Here is a 23743-nt window from a genome sequence, read left to right on the forward strand (position 1 = left end):
TCGGTCAGGCCTCCGTTCCGGTGCTCTCAGCCGGAGCGGCGGCGGCGGGAGCCTCGGCCTTGGGGGCCTCGGCAGCCGGCGCAGCCTGCTGCGGCTTGCGGCCGCGACCGCCACGCTCGCCGCCACGTCCACCGCGGCCACCGGCCGGACGGTCGTTGGCGCCACCACGGGCCGGGCGGTTACCCGCACGGGCCGCTGCGTTCTCGGCGCGAACCTCGGCGATGTTCTTGACGTCGCCCTTGTAGATCCAGACCTTCACGCCGATGCGGCCGAAGGTCGTCTTGGCCTCGAAGAAGCCGTAGTCGATGTTCGCGCGCAGGGTGTGCAGCGGCACACGGCCTTCGCGGTAGAACTCCGAGCGGGACATCTCGGCGCCGCCGAGACGGCCGCCACACTGGATCTTGATGCCCTTGGCGCCGGCCTTCATGGTGCCCTGCATGCTCTTGCGCATGGCACGACGGAAGGAGACGCGGGAGGAGAGCTGCTCGGCAACGGCCTGAGCGACCAGCTGAGCGTCCATCTCGGGGTTCTTGACCTCGAGGATGTTCAGCTGGACCTGCTTGCCCGTGAGCTTCTCGAGGTCGCCGCGGATGCGGTCGGCCTCGGCGCCACGGCGGCCGATGACGATGCCGGGACGCGCGGTGTGGATGTCCACCCGCACGCGGTCACGGGTGCGCTCGATCTCAACCTTCGAGATGCCGGCGCGCTCCATGCCGGACGTCATCATCCGACGGATGGCGACGTCTTCCTTGACGTAGTCCTTGTACAGCTTGTCGGCGTACCAACGGGACTTGAAGTCCGTGGTAATGCCGAGCCGGAACCCGTGCGGGTTTACCTTCTGGCCCATTACCGGGTTCCTTCCTTGCTGCTGACGACCACGGTGATGTGGCTGGTCCGCTTACGGATCCGGTAGGCACGGCCCTGAGCACGCGGACGGAACCGCTTCAGGGTCGGGCCCTCGTCCACGTACGCCTCGCTGATGACCAGCGAAGAGGCGTCGGTGTGGTCGTAGTTGTGCGCGGCGTTGGCAATGGCGCTGTCCAGCACCTTGCCGACCGGCACGCTCGCGGCCTGCGGGGCGAAGCGCAGGACCGCCTGAGCCTCCGTGGCATCCATGCCACGGATAAGGTCCACCACGCGGCGGGCCTTCATGGGCGTGACGCGGATGTACCGCGCCTGGGCCCTGGCTTCCATGGTTGTCCCTTCGGTGTAAGTCATAGTCGTTACCCACCCCGCGTTAGCGGCGCTTCGACTTCCGGTCGTCCTTGACGTGGCCGCGGAAGGTGCGAGTCGGCGAGAACTCGCCGAGCTTGTGGCCGACCATCGACTCGGAGACAAACACCGGGACGTGGGTCTTGCCGTTGTGCACCGCGATCGTGTGGCCGAGCATGGCCGGGATGATCATCGAGCGACGGGACCAGGTCTTGATGACGTTCTTGGTTCCAGCTTCGTTCTGAGCGTCCACCTTCTTTACGAGGTGTCCGTCGACGAAGGGTCCCTTCTTGAGACTGCGCGGCATCTAAACCCGCTCCTAGCGCTTCTTGTTCGTCTTGCGGCGGCGGACGATGTACTTGCTCGATGCCTTCTTCGGCGAGCGAGTACGACCCTCCTTCTGACCCCACGGGGAGACCGGGTGGCGACCACCACTGGTCTTGCCCTCACCACCACCGTGCGGGTGGTCAACCGGGTTCATCGCGACACCGCGGACGGACGGGCGAACGCCCTTCCAGCGCATACGGCCGGCCTTGCCCCAGTTGATGTTCGACTGCTCGGCGTTGCCGACCTCGCCGATGGTGGCGCGGCAGCGGGCGTCGACCAGGCGAATTTCGCCGGACGGCATACGAAGGTGGGCCATCGTGCCCTCCTTCGCCAGCAGCTGCACCGAAGCACCCGCGGAGCGGGCGAACTTCGCACCGCCGCCGGGACGCAGCTCGATGGCGTGGATGGTCGTACCGACCGGGATGTTGCGCAGCGCCAGGTTGTTGCCCGGCTTGATGTCGGCCCCGGGGCCGTTCTCAACGCGGTCACCCTGGCTCAGGCCACGGGGCGCGATGATGTAGCGCTTCTCGCCGTCTGCGTAGTGCAGGAGCGCGATGCGCGCGGTGCGGTTCGGGTCGTACTCGATGTGAGCGACCTTCGCCGGGACGCCGTCCTTGTCGTGACGACGGAAGTCGATCACGCGGTAGGCACGCTTGTGGCCACCGCCCTGGTGACGGACGGTCACACGACCGGTGTTGTTACGGCCGCCCTTGCTGTGCAGGGGGCGGACCAGCGACTTCTCCGGCGTGGACCGCGTGATCTCGACGAAGTCGGCGACGCTGGAGCCACGACGGCCCGGAGTCGTCGGCTTGTACTTGCGGATACCCATTTCTCAGTCCTCGTCCGATATTCGGACCAGGGCGCTCCGTTAGGAGGCCTGGCCGAAGATGTCGATACGGTCGCCCTCAGCAAGGGTCACGATGGCGCGCTTGGTGTCGGCGCGCTTGCCGAAACCGGTCTTCGTGCGCTTGCGCTTGCCCTGGCGGTTGATCGTGTTGACCCCGGTGACCTTGACCGAGAAGACCGCTTCCACGGCCTGCTTGATCTGGGTCTTGTTGGAGCCCGGCTTCACGATGAACGTGTACTTGTTCTCGTCGAGCAGCGCGTAGCTCTTCTCGGACACAACCGGCTTGACAAGAATGTCGCGCGGGTCCGTGAAGGTCTTGCTGGTGATCTCGGCCATCAGGCCTCGCTCCCCTCGTTGTCATCGGCCTTGGGGCCAGACACGAAGGACTCGAAAGCGGCCTGGGTGAAGACCACGTCGTCGGAGACGATCACGTCGTACGTGTTCAGCTGGCCCGGCTCCAGGATGTGGACCTGGGGCAGGTTGCGGGCGGACAGCCACGCGGCCTCGTCGGCGCGCTCGACGACCAGGAGCAGGTTGGCGCGCTCCGAGATCTTGCCGAACAGCGTCTTGGCGGCCTTGGTGGAAGCCGTTCCGTCGACCACGCCGGTGACGACGTGGATGCGGGAGTGGCGCGCCCGGTCGGAGAGGGCACCGCGCAGGGCGGCGGCCTTCATCTTCTTCGGGGTGCGCTGCGAGTAGTCACGCGGCTGCGGGCCGTGGACGACGCCACCGCCGGCGAACTGCGGCGCACGGGTCGAACCCTGGCGCGCGCGGCCGGTGCCCTTCTGGCGGTACGGCTTGCGGCCACCACCACGGACTTCGCCGCGGGTCTTGGTCTTGTGCGTGCCCTGACGGGCAGCAGCCAGCTGCGCGACAACGACCTGGTGGATCAGCGGAACGCTGGTCTTCGCGTCGAAGATCTCCGCGGGGAGCTCGACGGTACCGGCCTTGTCGCCTGCCGGCGAAAGGATGTCAATGGTGCTCATTACCTCAAGCCCCCTTGGCCGCGGTACGGACCAGGACGAGGCCGCCGTTCGGACCGGGGACCGCGCCCTTGATGAGGAGCAGACCCTTCTCCGCGTCAACCGCGTGGATGGTCAGGTTCTGGGTGGTGACACGCTCGTTGCCCATGCGGCCCGCCATGCGGACGCCCTTGAACACACGGCCAGGGGTGGCGCAGCCACCGATGGAACCGGGCGAGCGGTGCTTGCGCTGGACGCCGTGTCCGGCGCCGAGGCCCTTGAAGTTGTGACGCTTCATGACACCGGCGAAGCCCTTGCCCTTGCTCTTGCCCGTGACGTCGACCTTGACGCCGGACTCGAACACCTCGGCAGTGATCTCCTGGCCCAGCGTGTACTCGCTGGCGTCAGGGGTGCGGAGCTCCACCAGGTGGCGGCGGGGAGTCACGTCGGCCTTGGCGAAGTGACCCTTGAGGGGCTTGTTCACCTTGCGCGGGTCAATCTCGCCGAAGGCGATCTGGACCGACTCGTAACCGTCGACGTCGTTCGTGCGGACCTGCGTCACGACACACGGCCCGGCCTTGATGACGGTGACCGGGACAACCCGGTTGTTCTCGTCCCAGACCTGGGTCATGCCGAGCTTCTCGCCCAGGACGCCCTTGATGTTCTTGCTCATCTCGGCCCGTCCCTTCAGAGCTTGATCTCGATGTCGACACCGGCCGGAAGGTCGAGGCGCATCAGCGAGTCAACCGTCTTCGGCGTGGGGTCGAGAATGTCGATGAGGCGCTTGTGCGTGCGCATCTCGAAGTGCTCGCGAGAGTCCTTGTACTTGTGCGGCGACTTGATGACGCAGTACACGTTCTTCTCAGTGGGCAGCGGCACCGGGCCCGCGACCGACGCACCAGTGCGCGTCACCGTCTCGACGATCTTCTTCGCCGAGGAGTCGATGACCTCGTGGTCGTAGGCCTTGAGCCGGATGCGGATCTTCTGTCCCGCCATGGCTACCTAGTAGTCCTTTGTCTCGTAACGCTCTGGAACCCGGGGGTTCTACTGACTTCCGTCTCCGACCCACGCGGTCGGGCGTGTCGCACTCCCTCTACGCAGAAGTCCCATACGGGATTTCCCAACCAAGGGGATGCGGGCCACAAGACCTCGCAATCGGGGGCAGAACACCCACCGGACGCCTGGCCGGAGCCCCGCTGACACTTCCCGGAAGATTCCCGTACGTCCGCCCCATCAGGGGCGACGAGTACTGTGGGACTCGCTTCCGGTCCTCCCGGCGGGAGACGCGCAGCATCGGCACTCAACCGAGCAACCCCGACAGTCTGCCACACCCGCCCATGGCCTGGCCAATCGCAGCCGGGAAGCGTACCCCACGTCACATGCGCTCACGCATTCGGCACGCGTGCCGGGCCGCCCCGGCCCGGGACACGGCTCTCCGACCCCGAGCGTGCCCGGCCTCCGTATTGGGGACGCACGCCCTTCAGACGACCCCAGGGGCCGGCCTTCGACTGCGGACCGTGCCCGCGTCTCGCGCAGTTCCCCGCGCCCCTAAGACCTCGGTCGACTGCGGACCGTGCCCGCTTGCTCGCGCAGTTCCCCGCGCCCCTGACGGGGCTTGGCAGAGGCATCCTTAGCCTGTCCGGCGATTGAGGACGAGCGCCCTTCAGGCGCGAACGGGGTCTGGGGCGGAGCCCCCCGCGACCCGGGACGCGGGACACCGGGACCCGGCGTTCCCCGACGTCAAAAGCCTTTCAAGCCCCAAAGGGCAAACCCCCACCCAACCCCTCCAGCCTCCCGTCACTCACACGAGTGACATCGCTCAACTCGGCTGGATTTACCGGCAGTTGACTGGCATATGCTCGCGCCGACAGCCTCGGACTCCGGGGCGACGACAACCCCACACATGCATCGGCCCCCGGCCGGGACTGGCATCCCGATCGAGGGCCTGACCAACTAGGAAGCACAACCTTCCCGATGGCTCTTCAGAACCCTAGCGCGCCCTCGCGCGCCTCGTCCCGCGTTCCCGACGGCACCTCCCACTCCGGTGTCATTCACGCCAACACCCGGCACACCAGCCGGTACACGGTCGTCGGCAATCACCTCGCCCAGCACCGCGAACTCTCCCTGCTCGCGATCGGCCTCGCCGTCCACATCCAGTCCCTGCCGGCCGGGGCCCGCATCGGCATCAAGGTCCTCGCCGACCGCTTCCCCGAGGGCGAGACCCGCATCGCCGCGGCGCTGCGCGAGCTGGAGGCGTACGGATACCTGCGGCGCAGCCGGGAGCGGCTGCCCAGCGGCCGGGTCGTGACCCGTACGGTGTCCTGCAACCAGCCCGGACCGGGCCGACCGTCGCGCTGCGGCCCACCAGGAACGATCCGCACGGCACCCACAGCCCGCACGCCCCGCAGATCCACGCCCTCGCCGGCGGCGCCCGCGGAACCCCCACCCACCGGGGCGGAAACCCACCCCGAGGCAGCGGCACTCCTCGTCGCACTACGCCGTCACGAACCCCGGCTCCTGCTCGCCGAACGGGACGTCCACCGTCTCGCCCCGCTCGTCGCCGCCTGGCTCGACCGCGGGGCCGATCCCGATGCCGTACACCGCACCCTGACCGCGAACCTCCCCGAGCCGCTGCACCACCCGGCGTCCCTGCTGGCCCACCGCCTGGCCGCGCTGCTGCCCCCGCCCCTGCCGGCCCGCCCCGTGCGGACGCGCCCGGATCCCCTCCAGACCTGCGAAACCTGCGACCGGGCGTTCCGCGGCCCGGCCCCGGGCCACTGCCGCGACTGCCGACCCGACCTCCAGGAGGCCGCCTAGCATGAACGTGACGACCCTTGCCCCCGGGCAGACACCACAAGGAGCGCACGCCATGAGCATCGCCCCGGACGACGCACGGCGGGACACGCAGCACCTCTACCGGACGATGCGGGAGTTCGTTCAGTCGATGGACGACACGCTTCCCGGCAAGTTCGAGATCACCAAGGAAGGGATCGTCCACGACATGATGTCGCCCGTGAAGCAGCACGAGCTCACGGCTCTGCGCCTGCGCAAGCGCCTTGAGGGCGTCATGCCGGACAAACTCGTCGCCCACACAGGAACCCCGGATGTCGAGGACGCACCCGAGGGAGTCATGCGCCACCCGGACGTGATGCTGATCTCCGAGGCGGATATGGAAGGCGACGGCTCCTTCGACCCCCGCACCCTCATCGCCGCCATCGAAATCGTCTCCCGCTCCAACCCCGACAACGACTGGGTCGGCAAGATGCGGGACTACCCCCTGCTCGGCATCCCGGTCTACGCGATCTTCGATCCCCGCACGGGGACCGGTGCCGTCCTCTCCGACATTCACCCCACCCCCGCGGGCCCCCGCTACGCGACCCGCAAGGACTTCGTCTACGGCGAGGACGTCACCATCGCCCAGTGGACCATCTCCACCGATTCGCTGCCCCGCTACCCATAGCGCATACGCCGAAGCGCCCCGCTTCCGGCATCAACCAGGCGTGGGGCGCGAGCAGTTGAAGAGTCAGCTCCCCGACGCGTACGCCACGAAGTTCGCCCACGTGTTCCGCGCCAGCGCAAGCTGGGGGCCACCCACGCTCTTGGAGTCACGGACGTGGACGGCGCTGGGGGCGATCGCGATCTCGACGCAGGAGTCGCCTTCGCTGCTGCTGCTGTAGCTGCTCTTGAACCACGCCAGGTCGGAGGCGCCCCCGGCCCAGGTGTTGCGGATCATGTTTCCCCCAGCAGGTGCTCGATAAAGGCGGTGGACTCACGCGGCGTGAGAGCTTGCGCCCGGATGATGCCATAGCGCAGCTCAAGGATACGGAGCTGCCTGAGATCAGAGACCGGCCGGCCGTTGGCCACGGCTGACGAACGTCCCACCGCCGAGCCGTCAGCGAACTTCAGCACCTCGATGCCCCCAGCCAGTCCGGCGTGCTCCACAAGGTTCACCGGCATCACCTGAAGCTCGACGTTCCGCAACTGCCCAACCACCAGCAGATGTTCCAGTTGGCGGCGCAAAACCGCCTCCCCGCCGAGCGGGCGCCGAAGCGTCCACTCCTCCAGGACGAAACTGAGTTCTGGCGTCTGCTTACGCTCGAAGACCACTTTGCGGGCCACGCGCGCGGCAATGAACCGCTCCACCTCGTCCTCGGTATAGGCGGGGCGTCGCATCAGGAGAAGCCCGCGTGCGTACTCCGGCGTCTGCAACAAGCCGTGAATGTTCAAGGGGTCGTACAGCTGAAGCTCGACCGCCTTCGCCTCGCTGTCCCCCAGTTCCCGAACCTTCTTCGGATACCGAACCTTCGCCACGTCCTCCTTCATCGCCGAGATGAGCCCGCCCGCCCCCAGGACCTCGTCCGCCTTGTCCAGATACTCAGGCTGGGGGATCCGCTTGCCTCCCTCGATCTTGTAGACCATGTCCTCGCCGTACCCCACCGCCTCCCCGAACTCGGCGGCCCGCATCCCCTTCGCCTCGCGCCGCAGCCTCAGCTGCCGCCCGACCGTCGCGACGACCGCCACACCCCAGTCGTCGTCCGGATCCACCTCCCACCCCGGCTCGTCCGCCTCACCCTTGAGCCGGCCCGTGTCGCCGTCCACCTGCCGCATCCCGCACCCCTCCGTCGTACGTCCACGCCGCACCGCCCCATACCCGTACCGCCCGTGCCGACAGCCACGACAACACCGGACAAACTCCGGACAGTCACCGTACGGACCGGCTAAGTCACTGTTCACGGTACGCACACGCCGCCACGCTCAGTCACGTGAACCAGGGAAACTCCACCCAACCCCTCGCCCCTGCCCGGCACTTCAGCGTCCTGCTGTCCTCCACGCCACGCGGCGCCCACCTCGCCCGCTTCCTGGCCACGGAGTGGCTGCGCACCTGGGGCCTGCCACCCGGCATCATCGGCACCGCCGAACACCTCGTCGCCGAGCTCGCCGCAAACGCCGCCACGCACGGCCGGCTCCCCGGACGGGACTTCCGACTTGCCCTCCACGCCACCACCGAGGCGCTCCGCATCGAAGTGACGGACACCCGGGGCAGCGACCTCCCCCGGTACCAATTCCCGTCCCCGGAAGCCGTATCGGGGCGCGGCCTGGTCCTCGTGGACGCGCTCGCCGATCGCTGGGGTGTCGAACTCGGACCCGTCCCCCGAAAGACCGTCTGGACGGAACTCGACCTTCTTCCCGTGGAATGATCCGCGGGACCGGAGCACAGCGGTCCACTCCGGCCCCGCACCTCCCATAGCCGCTACCCCGGGCACGCAACCCCGCCCCCCACTCCCCCATCTCACTGGGCGCGCGATCCCGCCGGATCGCGGAGACCGGGCGAGTGAGGGAGACAGGGCGCACGTGGACGAGCGAGCTAGGCCCGCCGGGCCGGGGCGAAGGGTCGTGCTCGGGGGTGCCGCCGTCGCGGGGCTCACCCTCGGTGTCGCGGGGTGTTCCGTTCCGCCGGCGGGGCGGGCCGAGAAGCCGGCCCCGGTCGGCGCGCTCGGCGCCACCCCCCGCAAACCCCTCCTGCTCCAGATCCTCGCCCACCCCGACGACGACCTGTACTTCATGAACCCGGACACCCAGCACACCCTCGACTCCGGTGTGCCGCTCGTCAGCGTGTACGTCACCGGCGGCGAGGCCAACGGGGACAACCGGGTCGTCAGTGACACCACCCCGCGCGTGTACGACAAGGCCGCCTATTCGTCCGCTCGGCACCAGGGGCTGCGGCAGGCCTACGCCACGCTGCTCGGGCTCGACAAGTACACGCCCTGGGAGAAGTCCGTCGCCGAGCTCCGCGGCGGCCACCGCGCCGAGGTCAACCGGCTCCAACACCGGGGCCGCAGCGTGGAGTTGGTGTTCCTCAACACCGCGATGCACACTCCGCTCGGGGGCAGGATGGGGCTGCCCAGCCTCTGGGAGGACCATCACCTCCGGCTCCCCGTCGTCATCGCCGAAGGGTCGCCGCTCACCCGGGCCGAGGCCTACACCTACGACGACCTGCTGGACGTACTGGAAGGGCTCCTCGCCGCGTACTCCCCCACCCTCGTCCAGACCCTCGATCCCGACCCGGACATCCAGCACAGCTCTCCCCAGAACCGCGCGCACGACTCCGAGCAGCCGGGGTACTCCGACCACGCCGACCACACCGCCGCCGCCTCCTTCGCCTGGGCCGCGATGATCCGGCACGCCGAGCGGGGCAACGCCTTCCTCGCCACCGCCTACCGCGCGTACTACAACCGGCACTGGCCGAAGAACCTCCCCGCCGGCGTCCTCGCCGAGAAGGCCGCGCACCTCGTGCCGTACGGCGGCGACAAGGGCTGGGAGTGTGGGAACCCGGGCGGCTGCGGCGACTACAACGTCGGCGGGAAGCGGCCGCTCACCAACTGGAAGGGGTGGGTGCGTTCCACCCACTACCGCCACCCGGGACCACGGCTGCTCGTGTCCGACGACGGCGCCCACGCCTATGGCGTCCTCGGGCTGCGAGCCGTGCGCTGGAGCCGGGGCGCCGACGACCGATGGGGCGCCCCGCAGGACCTCGGTGGCGGCCCGCTCGCCCCCGTACTCGCCGGCGCCACCCTGCCCGACGGCCGGCAGCTCCTGTTCGCGCTGCGCTTCTCCTCGCTCCAGGGGCGCGCCGGCGCCAACACCCGCGAGGTCGTGATGGCCGAACAGACCGCGGCCGCCGGGGAGTTCACCGTCTGGAAGGGGCTCGGCAACCCCGAGCGCGGGGACGACCGGGGGCGCCGGATCGGGCCGCCGGTGGCCGTCGCCGCGCCGGACGGGCGCGTCCACCTGTTCGTGCGCACCGCCGACCGCGGCGTCAGCACCCGGGTGCGTGAGGCCGGCGGCGCCTGGTCGCGGTGGCGCGATCTGGGCGGCGAGTCCGTGCAGGAGGGGCTGAGCGCGGTCGTGGACGGGCGCGGGCGCGTGCACCTGTTCGCGGCGGGTGCCGACACGGTCCACCACTGGACGCAGAGCGCCCCGGGCAAGCCGCTGACCCCCGTACCGTCCCGGCTTCCGCTCGCCGTGGACGCGGTGGCCCCGGTCCCGCTCGGCGACGGCGTGCAGCTGTTGTACCGCACCTCGGCCGACCCGGGGAGGGCGCTCAAGGACCCCGGCTCCCCCGCCTCGCCGCACCTCACCTCCGTACGGACGGACGGCGGCCCGGCGCGGCCGGTGGCGCTCGACGGGTACGGTCCGGTCGCCGCGGCCGGCGACTTCGTGCTGGGGACGGACGAGCACGGCCAGGTCCAACTCGCCGGAGCGGGGCGGGTGTCGAAGCGGGCCGGCGGCGTCGTCCCGGTCGGCCCGCCCACCCTGTACGTCCACGGCGGACGGGCACTCGCGGTGGGCCTCGGCGTCGACGCGGCCCCCTGGAGCTGGCGGCCCTGACGCCTCGCGGGCCCCCGCATGGCGGCCCCGACGCTTCGCGGGACCCCCGCACGAACGGCGAAGAGCCCCGCACCTCGAAAGGTGCGGGGCTCTTCTGACAGCTCAGTGAGCTACCAGGTCAGACAGTCAAGTACTTACTTGACGATCTTGACGACCTGGCCGGCGCCCACGGTCCGGCCACCCTCACGGATGGCGAACTTCAGGCCCTCTTCCATGGCGACGGGCTGGATCAGCGCGACGTTCATGGAGGTGTTGTCGCCCGGCATGACCATCTCGGTGCCCTCGGGGAGGGTGACGACGCCGGTCACGTCCGTGGTACGGAAGTAGAACTGCGGGCGGTAGTTGTTGAAGAACGGCGTGTGACGGCCACCCTCGTCCTTGGACAGGATGTACGCCTGGGCCTCGAACTCGGTGTGCGGGGTGACCGAACCGGGCTTGATGATGACCTGGCCGCGCTCGACGTCCTCGCGCTTGATGCCACGAAGCAGCAGACCGACGTTCTCACCGGCCTGGCCCTCGTCGAGCAGCTTGCGGAACATCTCGATGCCGGTGACCGTGGTGGTGGTCTTCTCGGTCTTGATACCGACGATGTCGACGGTCTCGTTGACCTTCAGGACACCACGCTCGATACGACCGGTGACGACGGTGCCACGACCGGTGATCGTGAAGACGTCCTCGATCGGCATCAGGAACGGCTTGTCGACGTCACGCTCGGGCTGCGGGATCGCCTCGTCGACGGCGGCCATCAGGTTCAGGACCGACTGGCCCCACTCCTTGTCGCCCTCGAGCGCCTTGAGCGCCGAGACCTTGACGACCGGCAGGTCGTCGCCCGGGAACTCGTACTCGGAGAGGAGCTCACGAACCTCGAGCTCGACGAGCTCCAGGATCTCCTCGTCGTCCACCATGTCGGCCTTGTTCAGGGCGACGACGATGTAGGGAACGCCGACCTGGCGGGCCAGGAGCACGTGCTCCTTGGTCTGCGGCATCGGGCCGTCGGTGGCGGCAACCACGAGGATCGCGCCGTCCATCTGCGCGGCACCCGTGATCATGTTCTTGATGTAGTCCGCGTGACCGGGGCAGTCGACGTGGGCGTAGTGACGCGACTCGGTCTGGTACTCGACGTGCGCGATCGAGATCGTGATACCGCGCTGGCGCTCCTCAGGAGCCTTGTCGATCTGGTCGAAGGCCGAGGCCTCGTTCAGGTCCGGGTACGCGTCGTGCAGCACCTTGGTAATGGCGGCCGTGAGGGTCGTCTTACCGTGGTCAATGTGACCGATGGTGCCGATGTTGACGTGCGGCTTAGTCCGCTCGAACTTTGCCTTCGCCACTGGGGTCCTCCTGCGGAGTGGTTCTGGTACGCCTTACTCATCGGCGCCAGGTGATCTTTGCTGGGATGCCGGGGCCCGGGGCATTCACCGTAAACCCGATGGTTTACGCCGAATGCCCCAGGAGCTCCGGTGACAAGCCTAAAGCGTGAACTCGGGAGAGTTACTCGCCCTTGGCCTTCGCGATGATCTCCTCGGCGACGTTCCGCGGAACCTCGGCGTAGGAGTCGAACTGCATCGAGTAGCTTGCGCGACCCGAGGTCTTGCTGCGGAGGTCTCCGACGTAGCCGAACATCTCCGAGAGGGGCACGAGGCCCTTCACGACGCGGGCGCCGCTGCGCTCCTCCATGGCCTGGATCTGGCCACGGCGAGAGTTGATGTCACCGATGACGTCACCCATGTAGTCCTCGGGCGTGACGACCTCGACGGCCATCATCGGCTCGAGGAGCACGGGCGAAGCCTTGCGCGCGGCCTCCTTGAAGGCCTGCGAACCGGCGATCTTGAACGCGAGCTCGGAGGAGTCCACCTCGTGGTAGCCACCGTCGAGCAGGATCACGCGGACGCCGGTCAGCTCGTAGCCGGCCAGGATGCCGAACTGCATGGCCTCCTGGGCACCCGCGTCCACCGACGGGATGTACTCCCGGGGGATGCGGCCACCGCTGACCTTGTTCACGAACTCGTACGACGCCTCGCCGCCCTCGATGGGCTCGATCGCGATCTGCACCTTGGCGAACTGACCGGTACCACCGGTCTGCTTCTTGTGGGTGTAGTCCACGCGCTCGACGGCCTTGCGGATCGTCTCGCGGTACGCGACCTGCGGCTTGCCGACGTTCGCCTCGACGCGGAACTCGCGACGCATGCGGTCGACGAGGACGTCGAGGTGAAGCTCGCCCATACCACCGATGATGGTCTGGCCGGTCTCCTCGTCCGAGTGAACCTGGAAGGAGGGGTCCTCCTCCGCGAGGCGCTGGATGGCGACACCCAGACGCTCCTGGTCACCCTTGGACTTGGGCTCGATGGCGACCTGGATCACCGGCGCCGGGAAGTCCATGGACTCCAGGATCACCGGGTTCTTGTCGTCACACAGCGTCTCACCGGTGGTGGTCTGCTTCAGGCCCATCACGGCGACGATGTCGCCGGCGCCCACCGCCTCGATCTCCTCACGCTTGTTCGCGTGCATGCGGTAGATCTTGCCGATGCGCTCCTTCTTGCCCTTGACGGAGTTCAGCACCGCGGTGCCGGCCTCCAGGCGTCCGGAGTAGATCCGGATGAAGGTGAGCTTGCCCAGGTGCGGGTCGCTCGCGATCTTGAACGCCAGCGCCGACAGGGGCTCGTCGTCGGACGGCTTGCGCTTGACGACCGCCTCCGGGTCCTTGACGTCGTGGCCCTCGATGGCCTCGACGTCCAGGGGAGAAGGCAGGTAGCGGATGACCGCGTCGAGCAGGGGCTGGACGCCCTTGTTCTTGAACGCGGTGCCACAGAACACGGGGGTGACGGTGGTGTCGCCGCCCTTGCCCGACGCGATGGTGATACGACGCACCGCGGCGTACAGCTGCTCCTCGGTGGGCTCGATGCCCTCGAGGAAGAGCTCCATGATCTGGTCGTCGTTCTCGGCGACGGTCTCGACCAGCTTGCCGCGCCACTCTTCAGCGGCCTCGGTGTGCGTGGCCGGGATGTCGACGACGTCGTACATCTCGCCCTTGGTCGCTTCCGCGGACCACACGAGGGCCTTCATGCGGACCAGGTCCACAACGCCCTCGAAGTTGGCCTCGGCACCGATCGGCAGCTGCATGACGATCGGGGTCGCGCCGAGGCGGTCCACGATCATGTCCACGCAGCGGTGGAACTCGGCGCCGGTACGGTCGAGCTTGTTGACGAAGCAGATACGCGGAACGCCGTAACGGTCGGCCTGACGCCAGACCGTCTCGGACTGCGGCTCCACACCGGCGACACCGTCGAACACGGTGACCGCACCGTCGAGGACGCGGAGCGAACGCTCCACCTCGACCGTGAAGTCCACGTGGCCCGGGGTGTCGATGATGTTGATGGTGTGGTCGACGTCCTCGAGCGGCCAGTGGCAGGTCGTCGCGGCGGACGTAATCGTGATGCCGCGCTCCTGCTCCTGCTCCATCCAGTCCATCGTGGCAGCGCCGTCGTGGACCTCACCGATCTTGTACGACACACCGGTGTAGAACAGGATCCGCTCGGTGGTGGTCGTCTTGCCCGCGTCGATGTGAGCCATGATCCCGATGTTGCGGACCTTGGCCAGGTCAAGTGAAGTGGTAGCCATATCGGCTCAGTCTTCTCTCGGTCTCGATGTGGGTGCGACTACCAGCGGTAGTGCGCGAAGGCCTTGTTGGACTCGGCCATCTTGTGGGTGTCCTCACGCTTCTTGACCGCAGCGCCGAGGCCGTTGGAGGCGTCGAGCAGCTCGTTCATGAGGCGTTCGGTCATGGTCTTCTCACGGCGGGCGCGGGAGTAACCCACGATCCAGCGAAGCGAGAGGGTGGCGGCGCGACCGGGCTTGACCTCGATCGGCACCTGGTAGGTGGCGCCACCGACACGGCGGGACTTGACCTCAAGAGACGGCTTGACGTTCTCAAGAGCGCGCTTCAGCGTGATGACCGGGTCAGCACCGGTCTTCTCGCGGAGGCCCTCCATGGCGCCGTAGACGATGCGCTCGGCGGTGGAGCGCTTGCCGTCCAGCAGGATCTTGTTGATCAGCGAGGTGACAAGAGGAGAGCTGTAGACCGGGTCGATGATGACCGGGCGCTTCGGGGCGGGGCCCTTACGAGGCATTCTTACTTCTCCTTCTTGGCGCCGTAGCGGCTGCGGGCCTGCTTGCGGTTCTTGACACTCTGCGTGTCGAGCGAGCCGCGGATGATCTTGTAACGAACACCCGGCAGGTCCTTCACACGGCCACCACGCACGAGCACGATCGAGTGCTCCTGCAGGTTGTGTCCCTCACCCGGGATGTAGGCCGTGACCTCGATGCCGGAGGTCAGACGCACACGCGCGACCTTACGGAGCGCCGAGTTCGGCTTCTTCGGGGTGACTGTGAACACACGCGTGCAGACGCCGCGACGCTGGGGCGAACCCTCGAGCGCGGGCGTCTTGTTCTTCTCGACCTTGTCCTGCCGGCCCTTCCGGACCAGCTGCTGGATCGTAGGCACTACTTCTCCGGTTTCTGTGTGCCGTAGTAAAACTAACCTGAAACACGTCGCCGACCCACGCGGTCGGGTGTGTCGAATACTGCAGACCCTGCCCTAGGACAGAAGAAGCGCAGATTGCGGTGGCCGGTCCAGAAGCTCCACTGCGGACGTAGGCACGCAGCCGAGCCCAGGCACACCCCAGGCACAAGGTCTGAGCGTACCTACCGCATCGACTTGGGTCAAAACAAATGGCCACGCACGCGGCCCCACGGGCAGTGGGACATGTCACCGCATACCCCACCGGGCTCCACGGTGAGACGAACCGTCTCACCAGGCGGGCCTCCGCGGCCTCCTCGGGAGCCGCGAAACCTCTCCCGGATCGAGCCGATCCGCACGGCTCCGGGACCCTTCCGGACCCTTCATGCCCCTTCCGGCCGGCGAAAACCCCGAAGGGCGCCCGCCCCGCGCGAAGCGGAACGGGCGCCCTTCGGTACCTCTGACGTACGCCTTACTGGTTGTACGGACCGTAGTCGTAGTCCTCCAGCGGAACGGCCTGGCCGGAGCCGGTGCCGAACGGCGAGTAGTCGATGTCGTCGTAGCCGACGGCCGAGTACATCGCGGCCTTGGCCTCTTCGGTGGGCTCGACCCGGATGTTGCGGTAGCGGGACAGACCCGTACCGGCCGGGATGAGCTTACCGATGATGACGTTCTCCTTGAGGCCGATGAGGCTGTCGGACTTGGCGTTGATCGCCGCATCCGTCAGGACTCGGGTCGTCTCCTGGAAGGAGGCGGCCGACAGCCAGGATTCCGTCGCCAGCGAGGCCTTGGTGATACCCATCAGCTGCGGACGGCCGGAGGCCGGGTGGCCGCCTTCCGTGACCACACGACGGTTCTCGGTCTCGAACTTCGAGCGCTCGACGAGCTCGCCCGGCAGCAGCTCCGCGTCGCCGGACTCGATGATCGTCACGCGGCGCAGCATCTGCCGGATGATGATCTCGATGTGCTTGTCGTGGATCGACACGCCCTGCGAGTTGTAGACCTTCTGGACTTCGCCGACCAGGTGGACCTGGACCGCACGCTGACCGAGGATCCGCAGCACGTCGTGCGGGTTGGTGGCACCGACGGTGAGCTTCTGGCCCACCTCGACCGCGTCGCCCTCGCCGACCAGGAGACGGGCACGCTTGGAGATCGGGAACGCCGTCTCCTCGCTGCCGTCGTCCGGGGTGACGACGAGCTTCTTGGTCTTCTCGGTCTCCTCGATGCGGACGCGTCCCTTGGCCTCCGAGATCGGCGCGACACCCTTGGGCGTACGGGCCTCGAAGAGCTCGACGACACGCGGCAGACCCTGCGTGATGTCGTCACCGGCCACACCACCGGTGTGGAAGGTACGCATCGTCAGCTGGGTACCGGGCTCACCGATGGACTGGGCGGCGATGATGCCGACCGCCTCACCGATGTCGACCAGCTTGCCGGTGGCGAGCGAGCGTCCGTAGCAGAAGGCACAGGTGCCGACCGCGGACTCACAGGTCAGGACCGAGCGGGTCTTGACCTCCTCGACACCCGCACCCACGAGGGCGTCGATGAGCACGTCACCGAGGTCCACGTTGGCCGGCGCGATGACCTTGCCGTCGACGACGACGTCCTCGGCGAGCATGCGGGCGTAGACGGAGGTCTCGACGTCCTCGGTCTTGCGCAGCACGCCGTCGGCGCCCCGCTCCGCGATCTTGAGCTTGAGGCCGCGGTCGGTGCCGCAGTCCTCCTCGCGGATGATGACGTCCTGCGAGACGTCCACCAGACGACGGGTCAGGTAACCCGAGTCGGCGGTACGCAGGGCGGTGTCCGCCAGACCCTTACGGGCACCGTGCGTGGAGATGAAGTACTCCAGAACGGTGAGGCCCTCACGGAAGGACGCCTTGATCGGACGCGGGATGGTCTCGTTCTTCGCGTTCGACACCAGACCACGCATACCGGCGATCTGACGCATCTGCATCATGTTTCCTCGGGCACCCGAGTCAACCATCATGAAGATGGGGTTCGTCTTGGGGAAGTTCGCGTTCATCGCCTCGGCAACCTCGTTGGTCGCCTTGGTCCAGATCGCGATGAGCTCCTGCGTGCGCTCGTCCTTGGTGATCAGACCGCGCTCGTACTGCTTCTGCACCTTCTCGTCCTGGGCCTCGTAGCCCTGGACGATGGCCTTCTTGGCCTCCGGCACGACGATGTCCGAGACGGCGACGGTGACGCCGGAACGGGTCGCCCAGAAGAAGCCGGCCGCCTTCAGGTTGTCGAGCGTCGCCGCCACGATCACCTTGGGGTAGCGCTCGGCGAGGTCGTTGACGATCTCGGAGAGCTGCTTCTTGCCGACCGAGTAGTCGACGAACGGGTAGTCCTCGGGCAGCAGCTCGTTGAAGAGCGCGCGGCCCAGGGACGTCCGCAGACGGAACGAGTCGCCCTGCTGCCAGGTCGTCTCGCCGTCCTCGTCGAGCGGCGGGGTCCAGCCGCGCGGCGGGACGGTGCCGATCGGGAAGCGGATGTCGATCTTCGCCTGGAGCGAGAGCTCCCGGGCGTCGAACGCCATGATCGCCTCGGCGGTCGAGTTGAAGGCGCGGCCGGCGCCCTTCACCTCGCGCTCCTCCTCGTCCGTGGTGAGGAAGAAGAGACCGAGCACCATGTCCTGGGTCGGCATGGTGACGGGACGACCGTCGGCCGGCTTCAGGATGTTGTTCGAGGACAGCATCAGGATGCGGGCCTCGGCCTGCGCCTCCGCGGAGAGCGGCAGGTGGACGGCCATCTGGTCACCGTCGAAGTCCGCGTTGAACGCGGTGCAGACGAGCGGGTGGATCTGGATGGCCTTGCCCTCGACCAGCTGGGGCTCGAAGGCCTGGATGCCGAGGCGGTGCAGCGTGGGCGCACGGTTCAGCAGAACCGGGTGCTCGGCGATGACCTCTTCGAGGACGTCGTACACGACCGTGCGGCCGCGCTCGACCATCCGCTTGGCGCTCTTGATGTTCTGCGCGTGGTTCAGGTCGACCAGGCGCTTCATCACGAACGGCTTGAAGAGCTCCAGCGCCATGGCCTTCGGCAGACCGCACTGGTGGAGCTTGAGCTGCGGGCCGACGACGATGACGGAACGCGCGGAGTAGTCCACACGCTTGCCGAGCAGGTTCTGACGGAATCGACCCTGCTTGCCCTTGAGCATGTCGGACAGCGACTTCAGCGGACGGTTGCCGGGGCCCGTGACCGGGCGACCACGACGGCCGTTGTCGAAGAGCGCGTCGACGGCCTCCTGAAGCATGCGCTTCTCGTTGTTCACGATGATCTCGGGGGCGCCGAGGTCAAGGAGTCGCTTCAGGCGGTTGTTGCGGTTGATCACGCGGCGGTACAGGTCGTTCAGGTCGGAGGTCGCGAAGCGGCCACCGTCCAGCTGCACCATCGGACGCAGGTCCGGCGGGATGACCGGCACGCAGTCGAGCACCATGCCCTTGGGGCTGTTGCTGGTCTGCAGGAACGCGGAGACGACCTTGAGGCGCTTGAGCGCACGGGTCTTCTTCTGGCCCTTGCCGGTGCGGATGATCTCGCGGAGGCGCTCGGCCTCCTCGTCGAGGTCGAAGGTCTCCAGGCGCTTCTGCAGGGCAGCGGCACCCATCGAGCCGTCGAAGTACGTGCCGAAACGGTCACGCAGCTCGCGGTAGAGCAGCTCGTCGCCCTCGAGGTCCTGGACCTTGAGGTTCTTGAAGCGGCTCCACACCTCGTCGAGACGGTCGATCTCGCGCTGCGAACGGTCGCGCAGCTGCTTCATCTCGCGCTCGGCACCCTCGCGCACCTTGCGGCGCACGTCGGCCTTGGCACCCTCGGCCTCGAGCTCGCCGAGGTCGCTCTCGAGCTTCTTGGCGCGGGCTTCGAGGTCCGAGTCGCGACGGTTCTCGATCTGCTGACGCTCGACGGAGACGTGAGCCTCCAGCGACGGCAGGTCGCGCGTCCGGCGCTCCTCGTCCACGAACGTGATCATGTACGCGGCGAAGTAGATGACCTTTTCGAGGTCCTTCGGCGCGAGGTCGAGCAGGTAGCCAAGACGCGACGGAACGCCCTTGAAGTACCAGATGTGGGTCACGGGAGCGGCAAGCTCGATGTGGCCCATCCGCTCGCGGCGCACCTTGGCACGCGTGACCTCTACGCCACAGCGCTCACAGATGATGCCCTTGAAGCGGACGCGCTTGTACTTGCCGCAGTAGCACTCCCAGTCCCGGGTAGGACCGAAGATCTTCTCGCAGAAGAGTCCGTCCTTCTCGGGCTTGAGGGTGCGGTAGTTGATGGTCTCCGGCTTCTTGACCTCACCGTGTGACCACTGACGAATGTCGTCAGCAGTGGCGAGGCCGATCCGCAGCTCGTCGAAGAAGTTGACGTCGAGCACTTGTCGTCAATCCCTCTTTCGGGGTCGATTCTTCAAGATGGTCTGAGGGGGGTCCTGGGACGGTGGGGGCTCTTAGCGAGCCCCCACCAGACCCGTCAGACCTCTTCGACGCTGCTCGGCTCGCGCCGGGACAGGTCGATACCGAGCTCCTCCGCAGCGCGGAAGACGTCCTCGTCCGTGTCGCGCATCTCGATGGACATGCCGTCCGAGGACAGCACCTCCACGTTGAGGCAGAGCGACTGCATTTCCTTGATGAGCACCTTGAAGGACTCGGGAATGCCGGGCTCGGGAATGTTCTCGCCCTTGACGATGGCCTCGTAGACCTTCACACGGCCGGTCACGTCGTCGGACTTGATGGTCAGCAGCTCCTGGAGTGCGTACGCGGCGCCATAAGCCTCAAGCGCCCACACCTCCATCTCACCGAAGCGCTGGCCACCGAACTGGGCCTTACCACCCAGCGGCTGCTGGGTGATCATCGAGTACGGACCGGTCGAACGAGCGTGGAGCTTGTCGTCGACCAGGTGGTGCAGCTTCAGGATGTACATGTACCCGACCGAGATCGGGTCCGGGAACGGCTCGCCGGAGCGGCCGTCGAACAGGTTGGCCTTGCCCGAGGGCTGGACCAGCCGGTCGCCGTCGCGGTTGGGGATCGTGGCCTCGAAGAGACCGGTGATCTCGTCCTCGCGGGCGCCGTCGAAGACCGGGGTCGCGACGTTGGTACCGGCGGCGACCTGGTCGGCGCCGATGGCCTGAAGACGCTGGGCCCAGTCGTCGGCCAGACCGGAGACGTCCCAGCCGCGGCTGGCGAGCCAGCCGAGGTGGATCTCCAGGACCTGTCCCGGGTTCATTCGGGACGGGACACCGAGCGGGTTGAGGATGATGTCGACCGGAGTTCCGTCCTCGAGGAACGGCATGTCCTCGATCGGAAGGATCTTCGAGATAACACCCTTGTTGCCGTGACGGCCGGCGAGCTTGTCACCGTCCGTGATCTTGCGCTTCTGCGCCACGTAGACACGAACCAGCTGGTTCACGCCCGGCGGCAGCTCGTCGCCCTCTTCACGGTCGAAGACGCGGACGCCGATGACCTTGCCGATCTCGCCGTGCGGCACCTTCAGCGAGGTGTCACGCACCTCGCGGGCCTTCTCGCCGAAGATCGCGCGCAGCAGGCGCTCTTCCGGCGTCAGCTCGGTCTCACCCTTGGGCGTGACCTTGCCGACGAGGATGTCGCCGGCGACGACCTCGGCACCGATACGGATGATGCCGCGCTCGTCGAGGTCGGCGAGGACCTCCTCGGAGACGTTCGGGATGTCCCGGGTGATCTCCTCCGGGCCGAGCTTGGTGTCACGGGCGTCGACCTCGTGCTCCTCGATGTGGATCGAGGAGAGGACGTCGTCCTGCACGAGGCGCTGCGACAGGATGATCGCGTCCTCGTAGTTGTGACCCTCCCACGGCATGAACGCCACGAGCAGGTTCTTGCCCAGCGCCATCTCACCCTGCTGGGTGGCGGGACCGTCGGCCAGGACCTGGCCCTCGATCACGCGGGCGCCCTCGTCGACGACGACCTTCTGGTTGACCGAGGTGCCCTGGTTGGAGCGGGCGAACTTGGCGATCCGGTACGTGGTGTACGTGCCGTCGTCGTTGGCGACGGTGATGTAGTCCGCGGAAACCTCCTGGACGACACCCGCCTTCTCCGCCTTGATGACGTCACCGGCGTCGACCGCGCAGCGGTACTCCATGCCGGTGCCGACGAGCGGCGCCTCGGACGTGATCAGCGGCACGGCCTGACGCATCATGTTCGCGCCCATGAGGGCACGGTTGGCGTCGTCGTGCTCGAGGAACGGGATCATGGCGGTCGCGACCGACACCATCTGGCGCGGCGAGACGTCCATGTAGTCGACCTCGGTGCCGGGCACGTAGTCGACCTCGCCACCACGGCGGCGAACGAGGACGCGCGGCTCGGTGAACCGCATCTCGTCGCTGAGCGCGGCGTTGGCCTGCGCGATGACGAAGCGGTCCTCCTCGTCGGCGGTGACGTAGTCGACCTCGTCGGTGACCTGGCCGTCGACGACCTTGCGGTACGGCGTCTCGATGAAGCCGAACGCGTTGACGCGGCCGTACGAGGCGAGCGAACCGATCAGACCGATGTTCGGGCCTTCGGGCGTCTCGATCGGGCACATGCGGCCGTAGTGCGACGGGTGCACGTCACGGACCTCGAAGCCGGCCCGCTCACGGGAGAGACCACCCGGGCCAAGCGCCGACAGGCGGCGCTTGTGGGTGAGGCCCGACAGCGGGTTGTTCTGGTCCATGAACTGCGACAGCTGCGAGGTGCCGAAGAATTCCTTGATCGACGCCACGACCGGGCGGATGTTGATCAGGGTCTGCGGCGTGATCGCCTCGACGTCCTGGGTCGTCATGCGCTCACGCACGACGCGCTCCATACGAGCCAGACCCGTACGGACCTGGTTCTGGATGAGCTCGCCGACGTTGCGCAGACGACGGTTGCCGAAGTGGTCGATGTCGTCGGTCTCGACGACGATGTTCCGACCCGACTCGCCGACGGTCTCGGTCTCACCGGCGTGCAGCTTGACCAGGTACTTGATGGTCGCGATGACGTCGTCGGTGGTGAGCACGCCGGCGTCCAGCGGCTCGTCCGCGCCGAGCTTCTTGTTCACCTTGTAGCGGCCGACCTTCGCGAGGTCGTAGCGCTTGGGGTTGAAGTAGAGGTTCTCGAGCAGCGTCTGAGCGGCCTCGCGCGTCGGCGGCTCGCCCGGACGCAGCTTGCGGTAGATGTCGAGCAGCGCGTCGTCCTGGCCCTGGGTGTGGTCCTTCTCCAGGGTGGCGCGCATGGACTCGTACTCGCCGAACTCCTCGAGGATCTGCTCGGTGGTCCAGCCGAGAGCCTTCAGGAGGACGGTGACGGACTGCTTGCGCTTGCGGTCGATGCGGACACCGACCATGTCGCGCTTGTCGATCTCCATCTCGAGCCAGGCACCCCGGGAAGGGATGATCTTGGCCGTGAAGATGTCCTTGTCGGACGTCTTGTCGATGTTGGAGTCGAAGTAGACACCCGGCGAGCGGACCAGCTGCGACACGACGACACGCTCGGTGCCGTTGATGACGAAGGTGCCCTTGTTGGTCATGAGCGGGAAGTCGCCCATGAAGACCGTCTGGGACTTGATCTCGCCGGTCTCGTTGTTGGTGAACTCGGCGGTGACGAAGAGCGGGGCCGCGAACGTGAAGTCGCGCTCCTTGCACTCGTCGATCGAGTTCTTGGGCGGCTCGAAGCGGTGGTCGCGGAAGGTCAGGGACATCGACCCGGAGAAGTCCTCGATCGGGGAGATCTCTTCGAAGATCTCCTCCAGACCGGACTTGGTGGGGACGTCCTGTCCGCTCTCGAGAGCGGCCTCGACGCGGGACTTCCAAGCGGCATTGCCGAGCAGCCAGTCAAAGCTCTCGGTCTGCAGCGCAAGAAGGTTCGGAACCTCAAGAGGCTCCTTGATCTTTGCAAAGGAGATGCGCAGCGGGGCGGTGCTGGCGCCGTTGTTCGTATTGGCGGTCGAGGCGTTGCGCGAGGCGGCCAAGAGGGGGTCCTTCCGAGGGCTCGGACTCACTACGCGCGTACCGGTCCCACGTGGGCACAGAGAGAGACGTTTCCGATTCGGCCGCGAAGGCCAAGGTCAGGGCGGTTCAATCCGAGGTGCTCAAGCGAGGGCATGCCCCTGGTGACGGGCAGGGGACAGCTAACAGGCAGCGCAAAGGGACAGTGTAGCCACTCGGCTCACTGATGTCCAGGGCGGATTCTTCGACACCCGCGTTGCTCTTCTCAAGTACCTCGGTACCTCGGTTGGCCGTGCGCCGCGCAGACGCAGATTAGTACTGCCCTCTTCGCCGTCGATCCATGCCTCGGATGCGGATCGTTGTGACGACGCGTCCTGAGAATTGCGCGCTGCGTGCGGTTCGTCAAGACCCCTCCGCTCCCCGGAGATGGCCGCGGGAGTTGTTACGGAGCCTGCGCCTGCGTTCTCACCAGCAGACGGCGAAGATCACCATACTCCCCGAGGGGCCCCGTGCAAGGCAGGCGTCGCTAGGCGTCGCGGGTACGCCGAAGGGCGACCACCCGG

20 protein-coding genes are annotated in these 23743 nt (G+C 67.3%); 4 read left to right on the forward strand and 16 right to left on the reverse strand.

Annotation, left to right across the window (positions count from 1 at the left end; all coding sequences use genetic code 11):
• Positions 1-4: 4 nt before the first annotated feature.
• From rpsC to rpsJ, 8 genes are read right to left on the reverse strand one after another with little or no spacing between them, the layout of a single operon-like run.
• Positions 5-847, reverse strand: a complete 843-nt coding sequence (gene rpsC, locus OG432_RS12980) for a 30S ribosomal protein S3 (RefSeq protein ID WP_053727609.1) — start codon at positions 845-847, stop codon at positions 5-7.
• The gene (gene rplV / locus OG432_RS12985) at positions 847-1194 is read right to left on the reverse strand and encodes a 50S ribosomal protein L22 (RefSeq protein ID WP_004571827.1); all 348 of its coding nucleotides are present in this window, start codon (positions 1192-1194) and stop codon (positions 847-849) included. Before rplV ends, rpsC begins: the two co-directional genes overlap by 1 nt.
• A gap of 43 nt (positions 1195-1237) precedes the next feature.
• Positions 1238-1519 carry a 30S ribosomal protein S19 gene (gene rpsS, locus OG432_RS12990; protein ID WP_100578122.1) on the reverse strand — a complete coding sequence of 94 codons (282 nt, stop codon included), beginning with the start codon at positions 1517-1519 and terminating at the stop codon, positions 1238-1240.
• A 12-nt stretch (positions 1520-1531) separates the two neighbouring features.
• Entirely contained in the window at positions 1532-2368 is an 837-nt protein-coding gene (gene rplB, locus OG432_RS12995) for a 50S ribosomal protein L2 (RefSeq protein ID WP_053727607.1), read from the reverse strand.
• A 39-nt stretch (positions 2369-2407) separates the two neighbouring features.
• On the reverse strand, positions 2408-2722 hold the full coding sequence (rplW, locus tag OG432_RS13000) for a 50S ribosomal protein L23 (RefSeq protein ID WP_053727606.1): 315 nt from the start codon (positions 2720-2722) through the stop codon (positions 2408-2410).
• A complete protein-coding gene (rplD, locus tag OG432_RS13005; RefSeq protein ID WP_328310959.1) occupies positions 2722-3372 on the reverse strand; it encodes a 50S ribosomal protein L4 in 651 nt (216 codons plus the stop codon). Before rplD ends, rplW begins: the two co-directional genes overlap by 1 nt.
• A 4-nt stretch (positions 3373-3376) precedes the next feature.
• The gene (rplC, locus tag OG432_RS13010; RefSeq protein ID WP_120721902.1) at positions 3377-4021 is read right to left on the reverse strand and encodes a 50S ribosomal protein L3; all 645 of its coding nucleotides are present in this window, start codon (positions 4019-4021) and stop codon (positions 3377-3379) included.
• 14 nt (positions 4022-4035) lie between these two features.
• The gene (gene rpsJ / locus OG432_RS13015) at positions 4036-4344 is read right to left on the reverse strand and encodes a 30S ribosomal protein S10 (protein WP_003948644.1); all 309 of its coding nucleotides are present in this window, start codon (positions 4342-4344) and stop codon (positions 4036-4038) included.
• A 978-nt stretch (positions 4345-5322) separates the two neighbouring features.
• Here rpsJ and OG432_RS13020 point away from each other — a divergent pair.
• On the forward strand, positions 5323-6165 hold the full coding sequence (locus OG432_RS13020) for a helix-turn-helix domain-containing protein (RefSeq protein ID WP_328310964.1): 843 nt from the start codon (positions 5323-5325) through the stop codon (positions 6163-6165).
• Positions 6166-6217: 52 nt separating this feature from the next.
• The gene (locus OG432_RS13025; RefSeq protein WP_328310966.1) at positions 6218-6808 is read left to right on the forward strand and encodes a Uma2 family endonuclease; all 591 of its coding nucleotides are present in this window, start codon (positions 6218-6220) and stop codon (positions 6806-6808) included.
• Positions 6809-6871: 63 nt separating this feature from the next.
• Here OG432_RS13025 and OG432_RS13030 read toward each other — a convergent pair whose 3' ends face one another.
• Both OG432_RS13030 and OG432_RS13035 read right to left on the reverse strand, forming a co-directional pair.
• Positions 6872-7081 carry a DUF397 domain-containing protein gene (locus OG432_RS13030; RefSeq protein ID WP_328310968.1) on the reverse strand — a complete coding sequence of 70 codons (210 nt, stop codon included), beginning with the start codon at positions 7079-7081 and terminating at the stop codon, positions 6872-6874.
• Positions 7078-7956: a helix-turn-helix domain-containing protein gene (locus OG432_RS13035; protein WP_328310970.1), complete on the reverse strand. Its 879-nt coding sequence runs from the start codon at positions 7954-7956 to the stop codon at positions 7078-7080. The genes OG432_RS13030 and OG432_RS13035 overlap by 4 nt, the downstream gene beginning before the upstream one ends.
• A gap of 155 nt (positions 7957-8111) precedes the next feature.
• On the opposite strand from OG432_RS13035, the gene OG432_RS13040 reads away from it, so the two are divergent.
• Both OG432_RS13040 and OG432_RS13045 read left to right on the forward strand, forming a co-directional pair.
• A complete protein-coding gene (locus tag OG432_RS13040; protein WP_328310972.1) occupies positions 8112-8546 on the forward strand; it encodes an ATP-binding protein in 435 nt (144 codons plus the stop codon).
• Positions 8547-8700: 154 nt separating this feature from the next.
• Positions 8701-10737, forward strand: coding sequence for a PIG-L family deacetylase (locus OG432_RS13045; RefSeq protein WP_328310974.1), 2037 nt, complete (start codon positions 8701-8703; stop codon positions 10735-10737).
• Positions 10738-10871: 134 nt separating this feature from the next.
• On the opposite strand, the gene tuf is transcribed toward OG432_RS13045, so the two are convergent.
• The 6 genes from tuf to rpoB form a co-directional block, all read right to left on the reverse strand.
• Positions 10872-12065, reverse strand: a complete 1194-nt coding sequence (gene tuf / locus OG432_RS13050; RefSeq protein WP_328310976.1) for an elongation factor Tu — start codon at positions 12063-12065, stop codon at positions 10872-10874.
• A 160-nt stretch (positions 12066-12225) separates the two neighbouring features.
• Positions 12226-14352, reverse strand: coding sequence for an elongation factor G (fusA, locus tag OG432_RS13055; protein WP_328310978.1), 2127 nt, complete (start codon positions 14350-14352; stop codon positions 12226-12228).
• Positions 14353-14390: 38 nt separating this feature from the next.
• Positions 14391-14861 carry a 30S ribosomal protein S7 gene (gene rpsG / locus OG432_RS13060; RefSeq protein WP_014154599.1) on the reverse strand — a complete coding sequence of 157 codons (471 nt, stop codon included), beginning with the start codon at positions 14859-14861 and terminating at the stop codon, positions 14391-14393.
• A 2-nt stretch (positions 14862-14863) separates the two neighbouring features.
• Entirely contained in the window at positions 14864-15235 is a 372-nt protein-coding gene (rpsL, locus tag OG432_RS13065; RefSeq protein ID WP_328310980.1) for a 30S ribosomal protein S12, read from the reverse strand.
• A 487-nt stretch (positions 15236-15722) separates the two neighbouring features.
• Positions 15723-19622: a DNA-directed RNA polymerase subunit beta' gene (locus OG432_RS13070; protein WP_328310982.1), complete on the reverse strand. Its 3900-nt coding sequence runs from the start codon at positions 19620-19622 to the stop codon at positions 15723-15725.
• Positions 19623-19717: 95 nt separating this feature from the next.
• Positions 19718-23203 (reverse strand): DNA-directed RNA polymerase subunit beta, encoded by a 3486-nt coding sequence (rpoB, locus tag OG432_RS13075; protein WP_161244510.1) that lies wholly within the window; start codon positions 23201-23203, stop codon positions 19718-19720.
• Positions 23204-23743 lie beyond the last annotated feature (540 nt).

It is taken from the genome of Streptomyces sp. NBC_00442 (assembly GCF_036014195.1).
Classification (GTDB): domain Bacteria; phylum Actinomycetota; class Actinomycetes; order Streptomycetales; family Streptomycetaceae; genus Streptomyces.

Coding starts and splice junctions, on each gene's coding strand:
- fusA (WP_328310978.1), bottom strand. CDS start 14,352: ATGGCTACCACTTCACTTGACCTGGCCAAGGTCCGCAACATCGGGATC.
- rplB (WP_053727607.1), bottom strand. CDS start 2,368: ATGGGTATCCGCAAGTACAAGCCGACGACTCCGGGCCGTCGTGGCTCC.
- OG432_RS13035 (WP_328310970.1), bottom strand. CDS start 7,956: ATGCGGCAGGTGGACGGCGACACGGGCCGGCTCAAGGGTGAGGCGGAC.
- rpsJ (WP_003948644.1), bottom strand. CDS start 4,344: ATGGCGGGACAGAAGATCCGCATCCGGCTCAAGGCCTACGACCACGAG.
- OG432_RS13030 (WP_328310968.1), bottom strand. CDS start 7,081: ATGATCCGCAACACCTGGGCCGGGGGCGCCTCCGACCTGGCGTGGTTC.
- OG432_RS13025 (WP_328310966.1), top strand. CDS start 6,218: ATGAGCATCGCCCCGGACGACGCACGGCGGGACACGCAGCACCTCTAC.
- OG432_RS13020 (WP_328310964.1), top strand. CDS start 5,323: ATGGCTCTTCAGAACCCTAGCGCGCCCTCGCGCGCCTCGTCCCGCGTT.
- rplW (WP_053727606.1), bottom strand. CDS start 2,722: ATGGCCGAGATCACCAGCAAGACCTTCACGGACCCGCGCGACATTCTT.
- rplV (WP_004571827.1), bottom strand. CDS start 1,194: ATGGAAGCCAGGGCCCAGGCGCGGTACATCCGCGTCACGCCCATGAAG.
- rpsC (WP_053727609.1), bottom strand. CDS start 847: ATGGGCCAGAAGGTAAACCCGCACGGGTTCCGGCTCGGCATTACCACG.
- rplD (WP_328310959.1), bottom strand. CDS start 3,372: ATGAGCACCATTGACATCCTTTCGCCGGCAGGCGACAAGGCCGGTACC.
- rpsG (WP_014154599.1), bottom strand. CDS start 14,861: ATGCCTCGTAAGGGCCCCGCCCCGAAGCGCCCGGTCATCATCGACCCG.
- rpsS (WP_100578122.1), bottom strand. CDS start 1,519: ATGCCGCGCAGTCTCAAGAAGGGACCCTTCGTCGACGGACACCTCGTA.
- rplC (WP_120721902.1), bottom strand. CDS start 4,021: ATGAGCAAGAACATCAAGGGCGTCCTGGGCGAGAAGCTCGGCATGACC.